This window comes from Paracoccus sp. AK26 (assembly GCF_011801365.1).
Taxonomy (GTDB): Bacteria; Pseudomonadota; Alphaproteobacteria; order Rhodobacterales; family Rhodobacteraceae; genus Paracoccus; species Paracoccus aerius.
In genome coordinates this window covers 107,996-130,563 of sequence record NZ_CP041045.1, presented here as the reverse complement: position 1 = coordinate 130,563, position 22,568 = coordinate 107,996, and the positions used below count along the sequence as shown (strand labels likewise).

At 59.4% G+C, this 22,568-nt stretch carries 19 protein-coding genes and 1 pseudogene; 6 read left to right on the top strand and 14 right to left on the bottom strand.

Annotation, left to right across the window (positions count from 1 at the left end; translation table 11 throughout):
- Positions 1-8 precede the first annotated feature (8 nt).
- Positions 9-1,277 (bottom strand): IS256 family transposase, encoded by a 1,269-nt coding sequence (locus FIU66_RS16400; protein WP_167623953.1) that lies wholly within the window; start codon positions 1,275-1,277, stop codon positions 9-11.
- Between the two features lie 171 nt (positions 1,278-1,448).
- On the bottom strand, positions 1,449-2,918 hold the full coding sequence (locus tag FIU66_RS16395; protein ID WP_167623973.1) for a phenylacetate--CoA ligase family protein: 1,470 nt from the start codon (positions 2,916-2,918) through the stop codon (positions 1,449-1,451).
- An 84-nt stretch (positions 2,919-3,002) separates the two neighbouring features.
- Here FIU66_RS16395 and FIU66_RS16390 point away from each other — a divergent pair, with 84 nt between their 5' ends.
- Positions 3,003-3,980, top strand: a complete 978-nt coding sequence (locus FIU66_RS16390; protein WP_167623972.1) for an IS481 family transposase — start codon at positions 3,003-3,005, stop codon at positions 3,978-3,980.
- 171 nt (positions 3,981-4,151) lie between these two features.
- On the opposite strand, the gene FIU66_RS16385 is transcribed toward FIU66_RS16390, so the two are convergent.
- The 6 genes from FIU66_RS16385 to FIU66_RS16360 form a co-directional block, all read right to left on the bottom strand.
- Positions 4,152-5,084 (bottom strand): electron transfer flavoprotein subunit alpha/FixB family protein, encoded by a 933-nt coding sequence (locus tag FIU66_RS16385; RefSeq protein ID WP_167623971.1) that lies wholly within the window; start codon positions 5,082-5,084, stop codon positions 4,152-4,154.
- Between the two features lie 21 nt (positions 5,085-5,105).
- Complete coding sequence (locus FIU66_RS16380; protein WP_167623970.1) at positions 5,106-5,855, bottom strand: electron transfer flavoprotein subunit beta/FixA family protein; 750 nt, start codon at positions 5,853-5,855, stop codon at positions 5,106-5,108.
- 34 nt (positions 5,856-5,889) lie between these two features.
- On the bottom strand, positions 5,890-6,408 hold the full coding sequence (locus FIU66_RS16375) for a thioesterase family protein (RefSeq protein ID WP_167623969.1): 519 nt from the start codon (positions 6,406-6,408) through the stop codon (positions 5,890-5,892).
- A gap of 194 nt (positions 6,409-6,602) precedes the next feature.
- Positions 6,603-8,235 (bottom strand): IS66 family transposase gene (locus tag FIU66_RS16370; protein ID WP_167623968.1). Its coding sequence is split into 2 segments (ribosomal slippage): positions 6,603-6,749 and positions 6,751-8,235, totalling 1,632 coding nucleotides; the frame shifts between segments, so codons are not numbered across the junction.
- A 60-nt stretch (positions 8,236-8,295) separates the two neighbouring features.
- Complete coding sequence (gene tnpB, locus FIU66_RS16365) at positions 8,296-8,580, bottom strand: IS66 family insertion sequence element accessory protein TnpB (protein ID WP_370528987.1); 285 nt, start codon at positions 8,578-8,580, stop codon at positions 8,296-8,298.
- A gap of 308 nt (positions 8,581-8,888) precedes the next feature.
- A protein-coding gene (locus FIU66_RS16360) for an IS3 family transposase (protein WP_167623966.1) occupies positions 8,889-10,024 on the bottom strand; the annotation gives its coding sequence in 2 pieces (ribosomal slippage) (positions 8,889-9,760 and positions 9,760-10,024; 1,137 coding nt in all).
- Positions 10,025-10,354: 330 nt separating this feature from the next.
- Here FIU66_RS16360 and FIU66_RS16355 point away from each other — a divergent pair.
- The 5 genes from FIU66_RS16355 (at position 10,355) to FIU66_RS16335 (ending at position 16,109) form a co-directional block, all read left to right on the top strand.
- Positions 10,355-11,923, top strand: coding sequence for an ABC transporter substrate-binding protein (locus tag FIU66_RS16355; protein ID WP_167623965.1), 1,569 nt, complete (start codon positions 10,355-10,357; stop codon positions 11,921-11,923).
- A 122-nt stretch (positions 11,924-12,045) separates the two neighbouring features.
- Positions 12,046-13,002: an ABC transporter permease gene (locus tag FIU66_RS16350; RefSeq protein WP_167623964.1), complete on the top strand. Its 957-nt coding sequence runs from the start codon at positions 12,046-12,048 to the stop codon at positions 13,000-13,002.
- A complete protein-coding gene (locus FIU66_RS16345; RefSeq protein ID WP_167623963.1) occupies positions 12,992-13,849 on the top strand; it encodes an ABC transporter permease in 858 nt (285 codons plus the stop codon). Before FIU66_RS16350 ends, FIU66_RS16345 begins: the two co-directional genes overlap by 11 nt.
- Positions 13,846-15,462, top strand: a complete 1,617-nt coding sequence (locus tag FIU66_RS16340) for an ABC transporter ATP-binding protein (RefSeq protein WP_167623962.1) — start codon at positions 13,846-13,848, stop codon at positions 15,460-15,462. Before FIU66_RS16345 ends, FIU66_RS16340 begins: the two co-directional genes overlap by 4 nt.
- Positions 15,463-15,713: 251 nt before the next feature.
- Complete coding sequence (locus FIU66_RS16335; RefSeq protein WP_240544831.1) at positions 15,714-16,109, top strand: hypothetical protein; 396 nt, start codon at positions 15,714-15,716, stop codon at positions 16,107-16,109.
- 194 nt (positions 16,110-16,303) lie between these two features.
- On the opposite strand, the pseudogene FIU66_RS16330 reads toward FIU66_RS16335, so the two are convergent.
- The 6 genes and pseudogenes from FIU66_RS16330 to FIU66_RS16305 all read right to left on the bottom strand — a co-directional run.
- A pseudogene (locus tag FIU66_RS16330) lies at positions 16,304-17,092 on the bottom strand (IS110 family transposase); the annotation flags it as partial.
- Positions 17,093-17,581: 489 nt separating this feature from the next.
- A complete protein-coding gene (locus FIU66_RS16325; protein WP_167623959.1) occupies positions 17,582-18,565 on the bottom strand; it encodes an MDR family oxidoreductase in 984 nt (327 codons plus the stop codon).
- A 14-nt stretch (positions 18,566-18,579) separates the two neighbouring features.
- The gene (locus tag FIU66_RS16320) at positions 18,580-19,674 is read right to left on the bottom strand and encodes a CaiB/BaiF CoA-transferase family protein (RefSeq protein WP_240544830.1); all 1,095 of its coding nucleotides are present in this window, start codon (positions 19,672-19,674) and stop codon (positions 18,580-18,582) included.
- A gap of 38 nt (positions 19,675-19,712) precedes the next feature.
- On the bottom strand, positions 19,713-20,456 hold the full coding sequence (locus tag FIU66_RS16315; RefSeq protein ID WP_167623957.1) for an enoyl-CoA hydratase/isomerase family protein: 744 nt from the start codon (positions 20,454-20,456) through the stop codon (positions 19,713-19,715).
- 28 nt (positions 20,457-20,484) lie between these two features.
- Entirely contained in the window at positions 20,485-21,333 is an 849-nt protein-coding gene (locus FIU66_RS16310) for an amidohydrolase family protein (protein ID WP_167623956.1), read from the bottom strand.
- A 36-nt stretch (positions 21,334-21,369) separates the two neighbouring features.
- Positions 21,370-22,557 (bottom strand): acyl-CoA dehydrogenase family protein, encoded by a 1,188-nt coding sequence (locus tag FIU66_RS16305; protein WP_167623955.1) that lies wholly within the window; start codon positions 22,555-22,557, stop codon positions 21,370-21,372.
- Between the last annotated feature and the right edge of the window lie 11 nt (positions 22,558-22,568).

The window sequence follows — 22,568 nt, the reverse complement described above, 5'->3', positions numbered from 1 at the left end:
CGACTTGATCAGGCGGCGCGGCTTTGGTTGGCATCGTCAGCGACGACCCCGTCGGTAAATCTGACGCCTTCGATGACGTGTGGCAACTGGTTTGTGCCGTTGAGCTTGCGCCACTTCTTCGATGCGGCCCGGACCAGGGTGAAGACCATCAGCTTTGCGGTTTTCTGGGACAGTGCGCCCTTGGTGCGGACAGTGCGATGTCGGACGGTGGCAAAGACACTTTCAGTGGGGTTCGAGGTGCGCAGATGCTCCCAGTGTTCGGCCGGGAAGTCGTAGAATGCTAGCAAGGCCTCGTTGTCCTTGGTCAGGCAGGAGACGCCACGCTGGTATTTGGCGGCGTATTTTTCCTTGAAGATCTCGATGGCCGCCAATGCCGAGGCGCGGGTTGCGGCATGGGAGATCTCGCGCAGATCGGCGGTGACAGCGGGCTGCATGGATTTGGGGAAGCAATTGAGCACATTCGCCATCTTGTGAAACCAGCAGCGTTGATGGCGGGTGCCAGGAAAGACCTCATCCATGGCCTTCCAGAAGCCCAAGGCGCCATCGCCGACAGCCAGTTCCGGCGGCACGGCAAGGCCGCGGGCCTTGAGATCGACCAGCAGCTCGCGCCAGCTTTGCGCGCTCTCGCGCACCCCGACCTGGAAACCGACGAGTTCCTTCTTTCCTTCGGGTGTAGCCCCGAGGACCACCAGCATGCACTCGGCTTGCGGCTCCATACGGGCCTGAAGGTAGACGCCGTCGGCCCAGATGTAGACATAGCGGCGTGCCGAAAGGTCGCGGCGCTGCCAGCGGTCGTAATCCTGCTGCCAACCTGCCGTCAGCCGCGAGATCACACCAGGTGACAGGTTCGGGGCATCCGGTCCCAGCAGCGCCGTCAGCGCCTCCTGAAAGTCGCCCATGGACACGCCACGCAGGTAAAGCACCGGCAGCAGCGCATCGAGACTGCGGGAGCGCCGCGCCCACCGTGGCAGGATGTTGGAGGTGAAGCGGATCCTCTTCTCCGCTCCCACGGCAGCGCGGTCGCGGACCTTGTGCCGTTTCACGGCGAGCGGCCCGATCCCCGTCTGGATCGTCCGCTCCGGCCCGGTCCCGTGATGAACAACGCGCTGACGGCCATCGGACAGCCGCTTGTCCGCAAAGCGGGCAACAAAGTTGGCCGCCTCGGCCTTCAGTGCGGCGGCCAGCATCTGGCGTGCGCCCTCACGGGCAATCTCGGTTAGCGGGTCAACGATCGAACCAGGCTGGTGAAGCGGGCTGATCGTGGTATTGTCGTTCATGGCGTATCGCTCCTTCGGGAGGTTCTGGCAGGCTTCAGCACCCGCCACGATACGCCGCCTTCTCAGGCTCCATCACCCATTTTCAGCCATAGCCCCTGTAAGGTCACCAGTGGTCTTTTGAGAGCAGGGTCGTCTAACATGAGCACCTGACCAGAACAGGCCCAGGTCCAGCTAGCGCAGATCTTTCCAGCGGCGAGCTTTATAGTCACTCACCTCGATATTTGGAACAATCTCAATCTTAAAGTTAATGCCAAGACGACTCTTTACCGCAGTCTGGGCACGAGCAATAATCTGATCTGTCGAAGCATCTGATGCGCCAGAGCGTAATTGCAGCCGCAAATTCGCCACATCAGCGAATGATTCGGTGCGGGTCAGGATAACCTCATATTGCTCGATTTCCGGCCAAGAAAAGACGAGGTCGTCAACAGCCTGCGGGTAGATGTTGATTCCCTTGACCTTCTTCACGTCATCAATTCGGCTGATCGACGCCATTTCCACGCCGTGGAAATTTCGAACCGAGCCCTTGCGTCCGCCTTTCTGAAAGACAGCGCCGTCGCGGACGCGGTTGCGCACGACCGGATTGTCAAAATGATACAGGCTTGTGATGACCAGCTCACCAAACTCGCCATCTGCCACCGGAATACCGGTTTCGGGATCGACAACCTCCATCAGAACATAGGGATCGACATTCAGCAGAGAGCCGGGAGCGCCGGCCTTTCCAACGCCGCTTTCGTCAGACCACATAAAGTCGGCACGCATACTTGCGCAACCGAAGCGGTCATAGGCCTTTGCTCCCCACATTTCCTCGATCGAGTTAAGGAAGGGCAGGCTCGCACCTTCAAGCCCGGTCAGCAGCGTGTTGACGCCGCTTTTGCGCGCTTCCTCGCCCATCACGGTTGCCAGCGTCCCGAAATACGAGGTGCTGCCAAACAATGCTTTGGGATTGAACCGGCGGATGTGGTCAACTTTGGTTTCCGCGTCGTAGTTGCCGACGGGCAGCACAGTCAGGTCGGCGGCGACCGCGCCCTGATACTCTACCCGGCCGCCCGCGAGCATGGTGATCGGCAGCGTCAACAGCACGATATCGCCAGGCTTCATTCCGGCCCATGCCATACCGTAACGATAGAGCTCTTCCATCGCCTTCAGTTCACGCAGGCTGCAAGCGTGCAGTTCTTTGCCCTGGCCACTTGTCCCGCTGGTAGTGTAAAGATCGGTGCGTCCAAGATTGTCGTTGATGCTGCCGGAGCGCGTGCCGAACGGAGGGTGGGCTTCCTGATCGGCGACGATATGTGATTTTTCAATCATCGGCACCATGCGAAAATCGTCGAAAGATTTGACTTTCGATACGTCGGTCCCAGCCTCTTTCCAGTGGTTGGCGTAAAACGGGTTTGTCTTCGAAACATAATCCAGCATCGCAAGAAGCTTCTGGAGTTGCATCGCGTCAAGTTCGTCGCGAGACATAGTCTCCATGTCGCGATTATAAAAGCGAGGCTCGGTCATTTCACTATGGCTCCTGCGGCAAGAGGTGTTGAGGCCGATGCTATTGAGAAGATCCGACGATGACACATGATTAAGTTTTTTTTCTGCATGAGTTTGGCTGCATTCGAAGATAAAGCGGCAAAGAACATCTATCTGTTCCATCCCGGATGATCACATAGACCTTCGCCGGTCTTCCTTTTTCACGGCAAGGTCGATCCTGCGCGAGGTTCGGGAGGGGGTGGGAGGATGCTGATTTCTCTGCACAAGCAGGCGACCACGACGCCAAAGATCCGGGCCGCGATCCAGGCGAGCAGCGAACCGGCATGGCTGGTGGCAGAGCGCTACGGGATCTCCGAGCAGACGGTGTGGAAGTGGCGCAGCCGCGATGACGTCCACGACCGCAGCCACACGCCGCACCGGCTTCAGACGACATTGACGCCTGCCCAGGAGGCCGTCGCGGTGGCGCTGCGAAGGGCGCTTCTCTTACCGCTCGACGACCTGCTCGCGGTCGTGCGCGAGTTCCTCAATCCGCACGTCTCGCGTTCGGGCCTCGACCGCTGCCTGCGTCGCCATGGGGTGGGAAACCTGCAGGCGTTGAAGCCCCGGGAGCCGAAGCCCGCGCACGACAGCTTCAAGGCCTATGAGCCCGGTTACCTGCACATCGACATCAAGTATCTGCCGCAGATGGCCGACGAGGATCGCCGCCGCTATCTCTTCGTGGCCATCGACCGGGCGACCCGATGGGTCTTTGTGCGCATCTACCCGGCGCAGACCGCGGCCAACGCGCGGAGGTTCCTCCGGGACCTTGAGCGTGCCGCACCGATGAAGATCACCCGCGTGCTGACGGACAACGGCAAGGCTTTCACCGACCGCCTGTTCGGCCTGCGCAAGCGCGCTGCCACCGGCCAGCACGAGTTCGACCTGCTCTGCGCCGAACTTGGCATCGAGCACCGCCTCGCGCCCCCGATGCACCCGCAGACCAACGGAATGGTCGAGCGCTTCAACGGCCGGATAGAGGATGTCCTGCAGAGCCATCGCTTCCACAGCGGCGAGGACCTGGAGCAGACCATCCTGCGATATGTCCACCTCTACAACACGCAGCTCCCGCAATCAGCCCTGAACGCCCGAACACCCATCGGCGCTCTCAAGGACTGGCAACGTCACAGACCCGAGCTGTTCAGGAAACGCGTCTACAATCTCGCGGAATGTGACATCTATCCCTAACAGAGAGTGACAGTGAAGAGGACCGATCAGCGGCGGCCTGTCTGTCGACGTTCCATGAGTTCCGTAGGCCTCGGAAGGTCTGCGCTTCCGGAAGCAGCCGCGTTTTCAAAAAACACTTGGCGTGTTTGCCGCGCCCCCTGAAGAAGCGAGGGCACGGCATTATAGTAAGCTTCAGAGAGCCTTTTCGAGTTCAGGCAGGGCGACAAAGAGATCGCCTACGAGGCCGTAGTCGGCGACCTGGAAAATGGGTGCCTCTTCGTCATTATTGATCGCAACAATGACCTTTGAGTCCTTCATCCCCGCAAGGTGCTGGATCGCGCCGGAGATGCCGCATGCGATGTAAAGATCAGGCGCGACAACCTTGCCGGTTTGTCCAACCTGCCAATCATTGGGGGCGAAACCCGAATCGACAGCAGCGCGCGACGCGCCGACCGCCGCAGCTAGCTTATCGGCGACGGGCATGATGACAGACTGGAAGTTTTCTTCTGATCCGACGCCGCGCCCGCCAGACACGATGATCTTGGCCGATGTCAGTTCAGGACGTTCGGATTCCGACAGGTCGTTCGATACGAACGCAGACAGATCAGAGGAAATCGCTGCCGTCGAAATGGTCTCGACGGCAGCAGTTCCGCCCAGGGAGGCAGGCGTGAAAGACGTTGTGCGCACGGTCAGGACAGTTTTCGGCTCGCTCACCTGTACGGTCTGAATGGCATTGCCTGCGTAAATCGGGCGCTTGAACGTGTCCGAGGAGACAACATCCGTGATTTCAGAGACCTGCGAAACGTCCAGCAGCGCCGCGACGCGCGGCATCACACTTTTCCCGACCGCCGTCGCAGCTGCGATGAAAACGTCGTAATCGCCACCAAGCGATACGATCAGGGCCGAAAGCGGCTCTGCAAGGCTGTTGGCCAGTTCGGGGGCATCAGCCACCAGGACCTTGGCCACGCCCGAAAGCGCGGCGGCCTGCGACGCGATCTCTGCCACGTCTTCGCCGCTGACCAGAACATGCACATCGGCACCGACTTTGGCCGCGGCAGTAACGACTTTTGCGGTTTGATCAGAAAGGGCTACGCCATCGTGATCTGCAAGAATCAGGGTTGTCATATCGGGAATCTCCTCAAGTGCTTACAGAACGCCTGCTTCGGTCCTGAGCTTTTCAACAAGCTCGGCGACCGATTTTACCTTCACACCGCCTTTGCGGCCTTCCGGCTCTTCGGTGTTCAGCACTTTGACGCGAGCCGCCGTGTCGATGCCAAAATCGGCCGGGCTCTTTTTCTCAAGCGGTTTTTTCTTGGCCTTCATGATGTTGGGCAGAGATGCGTAACGCGGCTCGTTCAGGCGCAAATCGGCAGTGATCACGGCCGGCAGTTTCAGTGATATCGTCTGCAGGCCGCTATCAACCTCTCGGGTGACAGTCGCCTTGCCACCCTCCAGCGATACTTTCGAGGCGAAAGTGCCTTGCGACCAGCCCAGCAAAGCCGACAGCATCTGCCCTGTCTGGTTGCAGTCGTCGTCGATTGCCTGCTTGCCGACGACGATCAGCCCAGGTTCCTCCTGCTCGGCGACAGCCTTGACGATCTTGGCGACCGCGAGCGGCTCCACAACATCGTTCGTCTCGACCAGAATGGCGCGGTCCGCACCCATCGCCAGGGCCGTGCGCAGCGTTTCTTCGGCCTTGGCCGGGCCGACCGAAACGACCACGACTTCCGAAGCCAGGCCGGCTTCTTTCAGGCGCAACGCCTCTTCGATGGAAATCTCGTCGAAGGGGTTCATCGACATCTTCACGTTTGTGAGGTCGATTCCGGATCCGTCACTCGCCACGCGAACCTTCACATTGAAGTCCACGACACGTTTGACCGTCACAAGGATTTTCAATTCATGTCTCCCATATTTATAAGAGCTTACCGGATCAGTCGCTGCTGTCCGTCCCCTCCGTCTCTCGACGGATGGCGATTCGTGTTCCGGCACGAGCGGGCCGCGCCAGTTCTTTGTCCTTGCTGAACACATGGACCAGATTGGCCAGCTGGTAGCGGCCGAAGGGATAAGGCTTCGGCCCGGTTGGCCACTTCTTTACGTGCAGCAGCATGCATTCATGATAGGCACACACGGTGCCTTCACTGTTGCGCATCATCATCAGGACGTGCGCCGCTTTGTTGCTGATGTCGAGCACCTGGAAAGAGATGGAAACGGCGTCCCCCTCAAGGATTTCCTTGAGGAAGGTGATATGAGATTCCACAGTGTAGACGCTGCACAGCGTCGCCGCGCGATATTCGTCGTCGATTTCCAGCTTTCTGTGGAATTCGCCTTCCGCTCTTGAAAACAGCGTATGATAGCCGATGTCTGACAAGTGACGATTCAGGTCAATCCATTCTGCCGTCACGGGAAAATCCGTGATAAGTTCACGCGACATATTGGCCGGATCGATCATTTTCAGGCTCTTTCAGTTCGACAGTTAACCCACTGTGCTGGACAAGCCTTCGGGGCGGCAAGAAATCTCCATTGTCCGCCGCATGAGGCCAGATAATGGCTGGAAAGCCATGTGGGGACGGTGACCAGAGGGGTGTCAGCGCTCCTAAAGGCACTGCGCCGGCATTGATCGTAAGCCCACGGCGGGGACCGCGGTCAGGCAGCCTTGACTTGGCTGTCTTCGGCGCTCCAGTGCCACGGCAGCAATTCGGGCAGCCGTGAGACCGGCAGGTCGGAGATGCGGGCGATGACATCGGCCAGCCAAGCTTGGGGATCGATGCCGTTCAGCTTCGCGCTGCCGATCCAAGGAATACATGAAGGCGGCGCGATGGCCACCACGCTCGGAGCCGGTGAAGAGCCATGACTTCCTGCCAAGAGCCACACCGCGCAGCGAACGCTCGGCAGAATTGTTACTGAGGCAGACCCGGCCGTCCTGAAGGAAGCGGGTAAAACCGGGCCAATGCGCCGTCGACAGAAGGTAGTCGATCGCTTTGGCGACCCTGGCATGTTTTGAGAGCTGTGCCCGCGCAGATCGCAGCCATGTTTCCAGTTCCACGACCAACGGTGCCGAAAGGCGCTGGCGCGCCTCCAGCCGCGCAGCGGCATCAAGACCGCTGATCTCGCGCTCGACTTCGAACAGCTTATCGATGCGCTGCACCGCTTCGAAGGCGATTGGCAAGATCTCCTTGACTGACTTGCCCTTGCGGATATTGCCCTCGACGTCGGCAAGTTCGAAGAACTTGCGGCGTGCGTGCGACCAGCAGAGCGCGGGCAGAACAGGACCCGGCTTCCGATCACCCTGGTAGAGCTGGTTGTATCCGGCATAGGCGTCAGCCTGCAGGATGCCCTGCCAGCCCTTCAAATGCCCAAGCGGATGTTCGCCCGCCCGATCGCGGGAGAACCTGAAGACAACGGCCGGCGGAGCGGTGCCCGAGAATGGGCGATCATCCCGGACATAGGTCCAGAGTCGCGCCGTCTTCGTGCCGCCACGGGCAAGAAGCGGTACCGTCGTATCATCTCCATGAAGGCGCTCGGCCGCGAGAACATGTGCCTCGATCAGCGCCTGCAAAGGTTCCAGCAAAGCCGTCACCGCACCGACCTGGTCAGCCAGCGTCGAGAGGCTCAGGTCCAGACCTTCCCGGGCATACCGCTCGGCCTGACGGTTCAGGGGCTGATGCTGGCCATATTTTTCGAAGATGATCATCGCCAGAAGGCTGGGCCCAGCCCACCCCCGCGGAACGAGGTGGAACGGTGCCGGGGGCTGGCTGATCTTTTCACATGCCCGACAGGTGAACTTCTCGCGGACGGTCTGGATCACCTTCCATTGGCGAGGAATGACCTCCAGGGTCTCGGTGATGTCTTCCCCCATCTTCACAATACGATCGGAGCCACAGCAGGTGCAGGCCGTCGGAGCGTCAACCACCACCCGTTCGCGCGGCAGGTGGTCGGGGAAGGGCTTTTTCACGGGTTTGCGTCGCTCGAAGCTGGCAACATGAGCCGTCTGCCCCACTGCCTCCTCGGCCCGGACCTTGTCCTCGGCGGCATTGGCCACCAGTTCCTCGAGCTGCAATTCCAACTGATCGAGGAGACGGGCGCTACGTTCAGCGCTCCGGCCGTACTTGTCCCGGCGGAGCAGCGCGATCTCAAGCTTGAGCCCCGCGATCATCGCTTCCGAGGTCGAGACCACCGCGCGGGCCTGTGCGAGATCGGCCTCCGCCACCGCCGCACGCCCTTCAGCGGCGGCGAGCGCGGCACGCAGTTGCTCAAGTTCGGAGGCGCTCCCAGACATGGCAGGAACCTACCATGCCGACGGGGGAAAGCCTGCGCAAAACCGCCAGATGGAGAGGTTTTATCCAGCTTTTGCAGGTCTTTGTGTCCAACGCGGATTTCGCCAGTCAATCCCGTCGAGAAGATAGGCCATCTGCGCCGCTGATACCTGAACCGCTTCCCCCGATCCGCTCGAGGGCCAGATGAACTTCCCTGCCTCGAGTCGCTTCACATACAGGGACATTCCGACCCCATCATGCCATATCAATTTCACCAGATCGCCGCGGCGTCCCCGGAAGCAGAATATCTCCCCGGTGTATGGGTCCCGCCCGAGCCCCTGCTGAACTTGAAGTGCCAAGCTGCCCATGCCGCGTCGCATGTCGGTAACGCCGCCTGCGATCCAGACGTTCACGCCCGCCGGAAACGCGATCATTGCTCATCTACCACGGAAAGGAGCCGGGCCAGCGCCTCCGGGTCCACATTGGCCGGCACAACAAGTTGGCGTCCATTTCTCAGGGCAATCTCGACCCGCGCTTCCGGGTTCGGCGACCCGGACCTTGGTGATCTCATGCCTGATGGCTCGGCCAAAACCGTCAGAGGAGCAAAGGATGGCAGAGAGGGTCCGGGATTTTCGACCAGTTTGCCGCTCAGCTAAGCTCTGGCATGGGTTTCCTGTCAGGCAGCGGCTTTCAGGTTCTGGTTGGCGGTATCATAGGCCTCATCTGGCGTCAGCAACCCATGAGATGAGTGCGGACGTTTTTCGTTGTAATAGGTGATCCAGGCGCCGATCCCCTTGCGGGCCTCGGAGCCGGTCTCGAAGGCGTTCAGGTAGACGCATTCGTATTTGAGGGAACGCCACAGCCTTTCGATCATCCGGTTGTCGATCCAGCGACCGCGGCCGTCCATGGAGAGCTTCACCTTGGCGTCCAGCAACACCGCGGTGAACTCGGTGCTGGTGAATTGCGAGCCCTGATCAGAGTTGCAGATTTCGGGCGGCCCATATCGGGCCAGCGCCTCCTTCAGGGCCTCGACGCAAAAGCTCGCGTCCATGGAGTTCGAGAGCCGCCAGCTGAGCACCTTGCGGCTGTGCCAGTCCATGATGGCCACCAGGTAAAGAAACCCCCGGCGCATGGGAATGTAGCTGATATCGGTGCACCAGACCTGATTGGGGCGGGTGATGGCCAGACCCTTGAGAAGGTAAGGGTAAATCTTGTGTTCGGGGTGCTTCCTGCTGGTTTTCGGCTCCTGATAGATCGGCACAAGTCGCATGAGCCTCATCAGCCGGCGGACCCGATGCCGCCCGCACCGATGCCCTTCCCGTTGCATATGACGCGCCATTTGCCGCGAGCCATACCACGGCGTCTCGAGGAACTGCCGGTCGATGATGGTCATGAACTTCAGGTTCTCGGCGCTTTCGCCACGTGGCTGGTAATAAAGGCTGGAGCGCGCCAGTGACAGCAGGCTGCATTGCCGTCGGACGCTGAGATCAGGATGATCCTGCTTCACCGCTTTTTGCCTCCAGTGCCGAGAATGAGACTGGAGGCTGCCGACAAAAAATCCCGCTCCACAACCAGCTGGCCGATCTTGGCATGCAGCTTCTCGACCTCACCCGCGGAAATCGCCGGCTCAGCAGCGTTCTTGCCGTCAAACGCCGAGGCCATGTTCTCGATCGCGGTTCTCTTCCAGCCCGTGATCATGGTCGGGTGAATGTCATACTTCTTGGCCAGTTCGGCCGTCGTCAGTTCCTCACGTCTGGCTTCCAACGCCACCTTCGCCTTGAACTCGGCCGAATAGCGCTTCCGTTTCGTCATGCGGATCAGTCCTTCGTCAATCGCCAAAGCTTAACAACTGGTCCGAATTCCTGCGACCACCTCTTACCATTGATCCGCCCACCTCCGCAAAGAATGGCTGAGGAGTGTGGGCGCGCGGAATGAGGCAAGAAACCATGGCTTGTCGCCGCTCACGAAGCCCTGCGCATTAGAATTATCGATGCCGTCCTGAAGCAAGATTGTTTGCGTGACTTTGGGCCTTAAGCGGTAATCGCTGGATGGTGCTGGTTCGCAAAAAGACGCCGGTGCCGGACAAAAAATAAGAAGCTCGCTTAGCAGCAAGATCGTAGCTCATATCTCAGGGAGACATACATGAAGACTGGATCGCACAGACTTGCCCCCTCACGCCGCCGTTTCATGCAGGGAACCACGTTGCTTGCGGCATCCCTGATGCTGCCGGCAAGCTTTCGTCCGGCGCGTGCGCAGGCCGAAGCGCCTCAGCGTGGCGGCACGCTGCGGGTGGCGATGTCGCCGGGCAGCACGTCCGACTCGCTTGACCCGATGACCTATTTCGACAGCCCGACTTTCACGGCGGGCCTGACCTTGGGCAATTGCCTTGTCGAGATCGACAAGGACAAAAAGCCGATACCCGAACTGGCCGAAAGCTGGGAGGCAAGCGATACCTTCAAGCGTTGGAAGTTCACCCTTCGCAGCGGTGTAACCTTCCATAACGGCAAGCCTTTGACCTCTGCTGACGTGGTCTATTCGCTGAAGCGCCACTTTGCAGAGGGCTCGACTTCGGCTGCTGCCGGTCTGCTGGCGGACATCGCAGATGTCGTTGCTGACGGTGACCTTGGTGTCGTCATTACCCACAAAACCGGCACGCCGGACCTGCCTATCGTTATGGGCGACTTCCATCTGGTGATCATCCCGGAAGGTTTCACGGATTTCGCGAACTTCGTCGGCACTGGTCCCTACAAGCTGGTCCGTTTCGAACCAGGCGTGGTGCTGGAAACGCAACGAAATGAAAACTATTGGAAGCCTGACCGCGCATTCGTCGACAAGTTCGATCTTGTCTTCATCAACGATGACACGGCGGCTGCGAACGCTCTGATGACCGGCGAAGTTCATGCGGTCTCAAAGCTCAACGCGCAGATCGTCAAGCGTCTGCAGGCTGCATCGGACATGAATATCGTGGTGTCCGAAGGTGGGTCGGCGAACTCGTTGGACATGAACTGCCAATCGCGGCTTTTTGCTGACAACAATGTCCGCACGGCGATGAAGCTGGCTATTGATCGTCAGAAGATGGTCGAATTCATTGGCAGCGGATTCGGCACGGTTGGCAACGACAACCCGATCCCGTCGAATGACCCCTTCTTCAACAGCGCCATTTCGCAGCGAGAATACGACCCCGAACAGGCCAAGTTCTACATGCAGAAGGCTGGCCTCGATAGCCTTGACCTCACGCTTCAGGTTAGCGATGCCGCCTACGCGGGCGCAGTCGATTCGGCGGCACTTTTGCAGGAGTCGGCAAAACCTGCAGGCCTGAACATCACGATCAAGAAAGAGCCTTCTGATGGCTACTGGTCGAATGTCTGGCTCAAGAGCGATTTCATGGCCGCCTATTTCGGCACCCGCCCGACGCCGGACATGATGTTCTCGATCTTCTACAAAAGCGACGCTCCGTGGAACGAATCGCATTGGAAAAACGAGACGTTCGACAAGCTGCTTGTTGAGGGCCGTCTAACCGACGATTTCGACAAGCGTAAGGCGATCTATGATGAAATGCAGCAGCTCGCACATGATGACAGCGGCATTGCTATCTTCATGATGCCGTCGATCATCGACGCCTATGCCCCCGAAGTTCAGGGCGCTGAGCCCGATGGCGTGCGGACCATGATGGGAGCGCGTGTGGCGGAACGGGTCTGGTTGCTGAGCTGATCATATCAGTTTGCCCGCAGGCGAGCCATTCCCTGCGGGCAGGTCCCTAGCCAGACAGAACCGATGGACAGAGAGCGCCACCCGACCAGATCAGGCGGACCCTGCTCTCAAAACAGCAAGACGTGAACGCAATGAGAAATCTAATATTAACCCGCTTGTGCATGGCGATAGTGACGCTTTTCCTGGTGTCCGTGATCGTATTTGCAGCGGTTCGTTTTCTTCCAGGCGACATTGCGCAGCAGCTCCTCGGTCAGTCGGCCACGCCAGAGAATATCGCTGCATTGCGAAGTCAGCTAGGCTTGGATACGCCGGGCTATATCAGCTATTTTCGATGGCTTGGGGGATTGCTGCAGGGCGATCTTGGTCAATCCATCGCTACCGGTCGGGAAGTTTCAGAATTGATATCCGCCCGCCTTAAAAACACGCTTTTGTTGGCGGGGTTCACGGCGATTATTGCAATTCCACTGGGTTACCTTCTGGGCTTTCTGGGTGCTTTGTACAAAGGAAGCATCTTTGACCGCACGTCGAACGTCGTGGCGCTCGCCGTTGTCTCACTCCCGGAATATTTTGTTGCTTATGTTCTGGTCGTGTTCATGGCGGTCCATCTGGCTTGGTTCCCGGCACTTTCCCGGGTTTCTCCGTCAATGGGCGCATTCGAATATGTCGAGCGCCTGGTACTTCCGGCGATGTCACTGGGTCTTGTGATTGTCGCCTATATAATGCGCGTCACCAAATCATCGATCCTGAATGTTCTGGGCGAGGATTATATTCAGATGGCCCAGATGAAAGGAAACTCGCGCGCGCGGGTCATGCTTGTCCACGCGCTTCCCAATGCACTTGCGCCCATCATCAACGTAACGGCCATCAACCTTGCCTACCTCGTGGTTGGCGTGGTCATCGTCGAGACCGTCTTTGTCTATCCCGGCCTTGGTCAGTTGCTTGTCGATTCCGTTACGAAACGCGACATGCCTGTCGTTCAGGCGGTCTGTCTTATCTTTGCGGCGATTTACATCCTGGTCAACGCAATGGCTGACATCCTCATTGTTCTCTCAAACCCACGGCTCCGGCATGCCAAATAAAACAGCTACCTTCGCTCGTAAATCTGGCGTGTCATTGCCGTCATTCGAAACCGTTCTTGCGGCTATCGGTGCAACGATCGTCATCGCAATTCTCGTTACCGCGATTTTTGCTCCATGGATTGCGCCATATGGTGAAAACGCCAGCGTGGGCGGGGCCTATGAACCATGGTCCGCGCAGCATGTGTTCGGTACTGACGCTATCGGTCGTGATATTCTCAGCCGACTGATCTATGGCGGCCGCAATACGATCGGCCTGGCCGTAGCGGCGACCTGTCTGGCCTTTCTTATCGGCTCCGCTCTGGGCACGTCGGCCGCTGTGCTTGGTGGTTGGGTCGATGCGGTGCTGGGACGGTTCAACGACCTGATGATGGCCATTCCGCAGCTGATCTTTGCGTTGCTGATCCTGACGGTTGTCGGCTCGTCGGCGCTTACGCTGATCATCGTCATCGGTGTCCTTGAATCGACGCGGGTCTTTCGGCTTGCGCGCTCACTTTCCGTCTCGATCGTAGATCAGGACTTCGTCGAAGTGGCGAAATTGCGCGGGGAATCACTGGGTTGGATTGTGTTCCGCGAAGTCGTGCCGGTGTCGTTCCCGAACCTGCTGGCAGAGTTTGGCCTCCGTTTGGGCTTTGTAATCCTCTTTGTCAGCTCGCTTTCGTTCCTTGGCCTTGGCCTGCAACCGCCCACAGCCGACTGGGGTGCGCTCGTTCGTGAGAATGCCTCGCTGATCGCCTTTGGTGACATCACTCCGCTGCTTCCGGCTGGTGCGATCGCACTGATGACGGTGGCGATCAATCTGGTGGTCGATTGGTATCTTGCGAAAATCAGACGTGGGAGCGCGCTGTGAGCGATAATCAACTCTTGAACATCTCCGCCCTGCGTATCGAGGCTGGCTCGTCCGTGATCCTGCATGACGTGGATCTTGAACTGAAGCGCGGCGAGGTTCTGGGCCTTATCGGTGAATCCGGTGCAGGAAAGTCGACGCTTGGGCTGGCCGCGGCGGGTTTCGTGAAACCTGGATGTACCATCACCGGCGGTTCAATCCGGTTCGACGGCCAGGAGCTTGTCGGCATGGACCGCAAGTCGCTGGAAAAGCTGCGTGGCGTGCGGGTTGCCTATGTGGCGCAATCTGCCTCGGCTTCTTTCAATCCGTCCTTTCAACTGGGCGCCCAATGCGCTGAAACCGCGCTGCAGCACCATTTGATGTCGGGCAAAGAAGCGGACGAACGGGTGCACGACCTGTTTACCGAAATGACGCTGCCCAATCCGCAGCAGATTGTCTTTCGCTACCCGCATCAGGTGTCTGGCGGGCAATTGCAGCGTGCTATGACCGCGATGGCGATGGTTTGCCGGCCAGATCTGATTATCTTTGACGAACCGACGACTGCGCTTGATGTGACAACGCAGGTTGGCGTGCTGGCGTCGATCCGCTCGATTGTCGAACATTACGGCACGGCCGCCATTTATGTTACGCATGACCTTGCCGTTGTGGCCCAGATGGCTGACCGCATCATGGTCATGAAAAACGGCTGTCTGGTAGAGCAGGCGCCCACCCGCGAGATGCTGGCGAACCCAAAGGAAGATTATACCAAATCGCTTTTGGCGATCCGTAATTTCCGGATAGAAGAGCGCACGCGCGGCGACGATGCTCCAATCATGCAGATCAAGAACCTGAGCGCGGCCTATGGCGAGTTCAAGGTTTTGAACAACATCACTTTCGACGTCCCAAAGGCGCGGACGGTTGCGATTGTCGGCGAGTCGGGCAGTGGTAAAAGTACGCTGGCTCGCGTGATAACAGGGCTGCATCCTCCGGTCTCGGGCGCGATCGAGTTTGAGGGCAAAGGCCTGGCAGGCAGCCTGACCAAGCGGAGCTGCAAAGAACTGGAATCGCTACAGATCATCCACCAGTATCCGGACAAGGCGCTCAATCCCCGGCAGCGCATCGGAGATATCATCGGGCGCCCGCTGCGGCTTTATTTCGGCCTCAAGGGTGAGGCGCTGCGGAAACGGGTGTGCGAGATCCTTGAAACGCTCGAACTCGATCCAAAGAAGATGTACCACCGCCTTCCGCATGAGCTATCGGGCGGCCAGAAGCAGCGCGTATGTATAGGGCGGGCACTGGCCGCGTCGCCCAAAGTCATCATCTGTGACGAGGTGACCAGCGCATTGGATCAGGTCGTTGCCGAGGGTATCCTGAAAACGCTGATGCGGATTCAACAAGAATTGGGAGTTTCATATGTCATGATCACGCATGACATAGGTCTGGTTCAGGCAGTCGCGGATGAGGTTGTTGTTCTCAAATCCGGAAACATTATCGAGGCAGGTCCCAAAAGCCACGTGCTGAGCCCGCCATTTGCCGACTACACCAGACTGTTGCTGGCTTCAACGCCGGAAATGGACCCTGACTGGCTTAGCAATCTACTTGCCACGCGTGCGGGCGAGAAAGCTGTTGTGGACTAAGGTTGGTTGCTGTGACCCCCGATAACTTGTCCACCTAATGCTGGAGTCCGGCCGAAGAAAGACGACCGGACTTGAAGAGATTGCACTCCAGCGAAGAGCAGATCATCGCGACAGGCGGCAGGCTCTAGAGCGTGCCGCGGGCATCGAGATTTAGGATTCCCGGCTTGCCTATGATGTGCTTCCCTTCTGCTGAGGCAGGTATGGGGGGTCTGATGGGCAAGCCACATCCAATGGAGCTTCGGACGCGGGTCGTGGCCTATGTGGACGAAGGCCACGGACATCGCGAGGCGGCCCGGCACTTTCGAGTGTCGCCCAAATTCGTCAACGATCTGGTGAAGCTGCGACGCGAGACCGGGTTGTTGACGGCCAAGCGGCAAGGCAATGGCGGCGGATACGGGAAGCTGGCAGGCGTAACCGATTGGCTCAAGGCACGTGTCACCAAAAAGGGCGAGATCACGCTCAACGAATTGGTGGTCGAACTGGACAAAACCCACGGCATCGCCGTGCACCGTGCCACCGTTTGGCGCGTTCTGCGGGGGCTCGGACTGAGCCATAAAAAACGTATGGTCCGCCCCGTTTGCAAGAGGGTTGAAGCTGGCTCGTTCGGGTCTTACACAAACGTATCCGGCATAGCGGTCAACCAATGAATGGCGCCGTCGCCAAGATGGAGATCCGCACGCTCCGGTCCTCATAAAACTGCCGGCATCCCGAGCCTGAGGGCTGTTCGTGCCGTTTTTTGAACCAGGCTTCCGAAGCGCGGGGTCGACCCTTCAGCCATCTTCCTCCTTCCGCAAACCTCTTTCGCCGCGGCGCTTGAACAGTAGCGCCGGGAGCGATCCGTCTATGCGGTCACTGTCCTATGCCCAGGCTCGAAGCGCGCGCCACGGCGCAACGTTGCCCAGGCAATTCGGGCCAGCTTGGCGGCCAAGGCGACAACCGCAACATTGCGGTGCGCTCGGGCCAGCAGACCGCGCAGCCAGGCGCCGAGCGGCGTCTCGGTCTTCGCCAGCCCTGGCAGTGCCGCGCGAGCCCCATGGATGAACAGCATGCGCAAGTATTTGTTTCCCCGCTTGGTGATCCCCAGCAGCTTCGGTCGGCCGCCGGTTGTCATTTGCCGCGGAACAAGGCCGAGCCATGCGGCAAGATCGCGCGCTCGTCGGAAGGCGTCGCCTGAGCCCACTGCCGCCACCATGGCGGTGGCGCCCAGAACGCCGACACCGGGGATCGTCACCAGACGCCCGGCTTGGGGGTCTGCCCGGACAAGCTCGGCAAACTCCGCATTCAAGGCAGCGATACGGCCGTCGAGTTCGCGCCACTCGGCACGCATGTCGGCGACCAGCTCGTAGATGCGGGGGCTCAGCCCCTCGGGCCGCTGCGCGATCAAGGCATCGACCTCGCGTTCGAGCACGCGTCTTCCTTGCGGGAAGGTGATCCCGCGCTCCAGCAAGATCGCGCGCAGCTGGTTGAGCAATGTCTGCCTGACCCCAACCACCCGCGAGCGGGCCCGGTGCAGGGTCTGTAGATCGAGTTGATCCTGGCTCTTCAATTCAACGAACCGCATTGTCGGACGCGTGGCAGCCTCGGCGATGGCCTCCGCGTCCCGGTCGTCGTTCTTCTGCGCCTTCACGTAAGGCCGCATCTGTTACAGAGGAAATGATCTGGCGCATGCAATGTCATTATTTCTTTCCTTGTTGATAGCCGAGGAAGCAGCAATTTTTGACATGAACATTCTGCGCACAACACGACCCCTGCGCGTGTTGACATATTCCGATACTGCGACCTCGGCCGGGATCAGCCGCCAGGTTATCATCGCGCTCGAGCGGGATCTGAGCGCGACGGTGACGGCGCTGGTTACTGTTCTGCGCTGCGGGCGGCGCAAACTGGAACACAAATGGAAAAGGTCCCGGAACCGCAGATCGCTGGATCCGAGACCTTTATTATGTCAAAGGCCGCCTTCTTCCAATGCGCATCACAGAAGAGGCTGGCCTTACCCCTCGTCGGGATATAGCGCAACTTACGATGTCGCAGGGCACCGGCGTATTCCCGCGACCGGGCTTTAGTACGACGGGGCAAATCTATGCTCTGCCAGTTCATCGGCAAGCGCATAGATTGCAATCATTCAGTCGATTTTGACGACAACGCGACCACGAACCTTACCTTCGACAATCTGCTGGCCAACGTCGATTGCTTGCGACAGCGGAACGACCGTCGTCATCTCTGCCAGCAGATTACGCTCGAGTTTCTGGTCCAGCAGCGCCCAGGCGCGCAGTCGCAGATCGCGTGCCGCCATGACCGAGTCGATGCCAACCAGTTTGACGCCGCGCAGAATGAACGGCGCAACCGAGGCGGGCAAATCCATGCCGCCGGCAAGGCCACAGCAGGTCACCGTGCCGCCATAACGGGTCATCGACAGGACATTCGCCAAAGTCGTTGAGCCGACGGAATCCACCGCACCCGCCCAGCGTTCCTTGCCGAGGGCGCGCGGCTTGCCGGAAAGTTCGTCACGCGCGATGATTTCGGCGGCGCCAAGCTTTTTCAGATAGTCGCCCTCTTCCGGGCGACCGGTCGAAGCGATGACGTGATAGCCAAGCGAACCCAGCAGAGCGATGGCAACCGAGCCGACACCGCCAGCCGCGCCCGTCACCAGAACCGGACCCGACTCGGGCGTGACGCCCCCGTCCTGCAGGCCCAGAACGCAAAGCGCGGCGGTGTAGCCAGCCGTACCGATTGCCGCAGCCTGTTCCGCCGAGAGATCCTTGGGCAGCGGCACCAGCCATTCACCGGGAACACGCGACTTTTCGGCCCAGGCGCCCAGATGCGTCTCACCCGTGCCCCAGCCGTTCAGAATGACCGCATCGCCCACGGAAACGCCCGGCGCAGTGGTTTCTTCGACCACGCCCACCATGTCGATACCCGGCACCATCGGGAAACGGCGCACAACCGGCGCCCGGTTGGTCACGGCCAGACCGTCTTTGTAGTTCACCGAGGAGTGGCTGACGCAGACAACCGTATCGCCCTCCATCAGATCGGCCGTGTTCAACTCTCCGGGCTCAACCGAATAGACATCGTCTTGCTTGTTGATGATGACTGCTTTGAAGGTCATGTCTGCTCCTCGCTTTACTGGGTCATATGTCGTGCCCATCCGTCTGCCACAATGGCAGCGTCGGCGTTGGTAAAAGGTCGTCGTGCAGGCGGCGGCGTACCGTCCAGCCACGCAGGAAGCAGCGCATCCGGGGTTCCATCATGACCACGGGTCAAAACGGCGCGCGCCGCAATCTGTTCGTTCGCTTCCAGCTCTGTCAGCTCAAGAGCTGCGTGAAAGCAGGTGTCTGTTTGGTCCAGCATCGCGGTCCAGTCGGCACGGCTGCGCGTCGCGATCAGTTTTGCAACATCGGCGATCAGGCCCGACTGTGGCCGTGGCTCGTCCTGCCGTTCGATCCAGTCGGGTTGGCCGATGATATTGCAGAAATTTTCCCAGAACCGGGGTTCAAGCGCGCCAAGTGTGATGTATCTACCGCAAGCGCAACGATACTGATTATAGCAGGCCCAGCCGCCGGCATAGGGCCCCCGCCCCCGGCGCCGGTCAAACTCGGGCCGGGCAAGAGCCGCGACCTCGGGACCCATCAGCGCCAGCGCCGCGTCGGCCATGCCGATATCGATATAGGCTCCCTGCCCCGTCCGTTCGCGCCGGAAGAGGGCGGCTGAGACAAGCGCATAGGCATTCATCGCTCCTGCGTAATCCGCGATCGGCGGGTTGCCGGCGACCGGCTGCGTCATCGTGCCCGAGATATCCAGCACCCCGACAGAGGCCTGATAGTTGTTATCATGCCCCACGCGAAGGCGATTAGGGCCAGTTTGGCCCCAGCCTGACAGCGCACAATGAATCAGAGTGGGATTGAGCTGGGCCAATCGTTCAGAGTCAAAACCCAGCCGTGCGAGCACACCGGGCCGATAGGATTCGATAAGCACATCCGCCACGGCTAAAAGCCGGGAAAAAATCTCCCGACCTTCATCTTCCTTCAGGTTCAGGCGAACAATCCGCTTGTTGCGGTTTATGATCCTGTACCATAGCGAAACGCCATCGCCGTCCAGCGGCCCATCGATCGACTGCGGATCGCCGCGAGGAGGCTCGACCTTAACGACATCGGCGCCAAGGTCTGACAGAAGCATGCTGCAGTAGGGGCCCGGAATGAACTGGCTTAAATCCAGCACCCGAACTCCTTGCAACATGGGATCTGCCGCAGCGACCATTACTTGGATTGATCGGCGTTCAGGAAGTAAGGCGAGCGCGAAAGCGCCACATCACCCAGATAGGCCAGTGTGGCGCCGAGGCGGGGAGGAGCCCCGGCGCCGCTAACAAGCATCGCCTTCAGAAGCATCACCGCCTCACGGTGCGTCTGGCTTGCCAGAAGCTCGGCGCGCGCGCGGGCTTCTTCGCGGACATTGCCCGTCACAACCTTGCTGATCAAACCGATGGTCTGCGCTTCTTTCGCATCAACCGGCTCACCGAAAAGCATCATTTCACGTGCGCGGGCAAGACCGATGGCGCGGGGAGCGCGGATGGTACCGCCGCCCGTCGGCAGAACACCGACAGTGATTTCGGGAAACCCGAAACGGGCGCCCCGATCCGCAATGCGGCTGTCGCAGGCCAGCGCGATTTCGAGACCGCCGCCAAGGCAGGCGCCTTCGATGGCTGCAATGGTCGCGCAGGGCAACTCGTCGATGGTCTCTGTCAGAAGCTGGAAGAGGTGCGTGTGATGCGTCACCTCTTCTTCGTTATAACCGTTCAGCGCTTTCAGGTCAGACCCCGCGCAAAAGGAACGGTCACCGTCCGCCGTGATAACAAGAGCCACCACTTGCGACCGGCGCACCTTGTTCAAGGCTGCCAGAAAGGCGTCAATCGCATCGTTATCCAGCGAGTTGCGGCGTTCGTTGCGATCAATGGTAAGAACCGCAACTTTATCTTCCATTTCAAGACGGATAGGCGATTTCATGCGATGGATCCTTTCTGGCAGTGCTGCCTTACTTATACTTGAAGACCTTCTCGGCGTTCTTCCACAGCAACTTTTCGACGACCTGCGGCTTGAGGTTCAGCTCGGCGATTTGATCGAACGCTTCCTGGTGCTTCACCAGCGGGAAATCAGAGCCCCACAGAACCTTGTCCTGACCCCACGAGTTCAGGAACTTCACCATCTCGGGCTTCCAGTATTTCGGCGCATAGGCCGAGGTGCCGAGGTAGACGTTCGGGTGCTTCGAGGCCAGGGCGATGGCTTCTTCGACCCACGGCCAGCCGGTGTGCGTGCACACGATGGTCAGTTCGGGGAAATACAGCGCGATCTTGTCCAGACGGGCCGGACGGCCGTTTTCGATCGGCATGAAGTCCAGCGTGTGGCCCATCGAGAAGACGGCCGGAACGCCCAGTTCGACGCATTTCGCGTAATAAGGGAAGTAATAGGCGTGGTCGGGCCCCAGATCGAAACCGTGCGGGTGCACGTGGATGCCGACGAAGCCGTATTCCTTGACCGATTTCTCGAAGTGCTTGACGCCTTTGAGCGCATCGAACGGGTTAACGCCATACAGGCCGTAGGCGATACCCGGCAGTTGCTTGGTGACTTCGTAGACCTCTTCCGGCGTCACATGCAGGTAGGGGCGCTGGAAGCGGTAGCTCCAGCCATAGAAGGACGCGATATTGGTGCGACCAAGGCCAACTTCTTCGACGTATTTCTTGAAGTCTGCGACCGACATGCCCTTCAGCGTCTTGGCACGACCAAGGCTTTCAAAGACGGCCAGTTCCTCTTCGTCACCCAGAAAGTGCTTCTCGATCGATTCCGGGGTGAACAGATGCCCCAGGATGTCTACAGGCTTACCCATGTTTTCAGTCCTCTTGTTGAGATCGTGATCCGCCGGTCAGGCCAGCAGATCGTCCATTTCCAACAGATCCAGCCCATTGCGGGCCAGTTCGCGCGAGATGATCCATTTCTGGATTTCATTCGTACCCTCAAAGATCTGCAGCGCCTTGCAGTCGCGCATCAACCGTGCGGTGGGATAGCTGCGGGTCAGGCCGTATCCGCCCAGAACCTGCGTTGCGGTGACAGCAGCCTCCATCGCGAAATCGGACGCAACCTTTTTGGCCATCGCAGCGTAGACGCCCGGAAGGCGGCCTTTGCCCTCGGCCATTGCCTGCACAGCGTTGCCGACGATGGCCCGGGCGGTCGCAAGCCCTGTCACCAGATCCGCAACCTCGAAACCCAGACCCTGATGGTCGATGATCGGGACCCCGAACTGCTTGCGCTCACGCGAATATTCCACGGCCGTCTCGACTGCGGTTGCCGCTGCACCAAGAGCACAACAGGCGATATTCACCCGAGCCTCGTCCATGGTGATCATGGCCAGCCGGAAGCCGGTGCCCTCTTCGCCCAGCCGATTGCCCACCGGGACGCGGACATTGGTAAAAGAGACCTCTGCAGTCGGGCTGGAATGCAACCCAAGCAGCCTTTCGGGCGCGCCGACGCTTAGCCCTTCGGCATCGCGCGGCACCACGAAAGCAGTGATCCCCTTGTGTCCCGCAGCCGGATCGGTCTTGGCGAAGACCACGAACACCCCGGCAACCGGCGCGCTCGTGATCCACATCTTGCGACCGTTCAGGATATAGTCGTCACCGTCGCGCACGGCGGTGCTGGTCATGGCAGCGACGTCCGATCCGCCTGCCGGTTCCGACAGACAGAATGCCGGGACCATCTCGCCAGACAGAATCTGCGGAAGGTAAAGCGCCTTCACCTCTTCGCTGCCATTGGCAACGATGGGTGCAATGCAGTCTCCGCAATTCGAGACCGAGATCGCGAAAGCCACATTGTGACGCGCAAGGCGCTCCGAGATTTTCAGAGGCGCGATCAGATCCAGACCGACACCCCCGTCCTCTTCGGGAACCCAAAGCCCAAAGATCCCCAGATCCGCGAACTGATGGTAGAGCTCCATGGGAAACACGCCGTCGTCGTCGATCTGCTGAGCGCGCGGACCAAGCTGCTCGCGGCAGAAGCGGTCAACGCTCTCCATGATCGCCTTGCGGACGTCGGGGTCGATACCGGTATGTGACATCTTTTTCTTCA

What these genes read in the sequence shown, in the direction of transcription:
- FIU66_RS16310 (WP_167623956.1), bottom strand. Translation starts at nt 21,333, where the DNA reads ATGGGTAAGCCTGTAGACATCCTGGGGCATCTGTTCACCCCGGAATCG.
- FIU66_RS16325 (WP_167623959.1), bottom strand. Translation starts at nt 18,565, where the DNA reads ATGACCTTCAAAGCAGTCATCATCAACAAGCAAGACGATGTCTATTCG.
- FIU66_RS16315 (WP_167623957.1), bottom strand. Translation starts at nt 20,456, where the DNA reads ATGAAATCGCCTATCCGTCTTGAAATGGAAGATAAAGTTGCGGTTCTT.
- FIU66_RS16390 (WP_167623972.1), top strand. Translation starts at nt 3,003, where the DNA reads ATGCTGATTTCTCTGCACAAGCAGGCGACCACGACGCCAAAGATCCGG.
- FIU66_RS16345 (WP_167623963.1), top strand. Translation starts at nt 12,992, where the DNA reads ATGCCAAATAAAACAGCTACCTTCGCTCGTAAATCTGGCGTGTCATTG.
- FIU66_RS16395 (WP_167623973.1), bottom strand. Translation starts at nt 2,918, where the DNA reads ATGGAACAGATAGATGTTCTTTGCCGCTTTATCTTCGAATGCAGCCAA.
- FIU66_RS16385 (WP_167623971.1), bottom strand. Translation starts at nt 5,084, where the DNA reads ATGACAACCCTGATTCTTGCAGATCACGATGGCGTAGCCCTTTCTGAT.
- tnpB (WP_370528987.1), bottom strand. Translation starts at nt 8,580, where the DNA reads ATGGGCAGCTTGGCACTTCAAGTTCAGCAGGGGCTCGGGCGGGACCCA.
- FIU66_RS16305 (WP_167623955.1), bottom strand. Translation starts at nt 22,557, where the DNA reads ATGTCACATACCGGTATCGACCCCGACGTCCGCAAGGCGATCATGGAG.
- FIU66_RS16355 (WP_167623965.1), top strand. Translation starts at nt 10,355, where the DNA reads ATGAAGACTGGATCGCACAGACTTGCCCCCTCACGCCGCCGTTTCATG.
- FIU66_RS16400 (WP_167623953.1), bottom strand. Translation starts at nt 1,277, where the DNA reads ATGAACGACAATACCACGATCAGCCCGCTTCACCAGCCTGGTTCGATC.
- FIU66_RS16375 (WP_167623969.1), bottom strand. Translation starts at nt 6,408, where the DNA reads ATGATCGATCCGGCCAATATGTCGCGTGAACTTATCACGGATTTTCCC.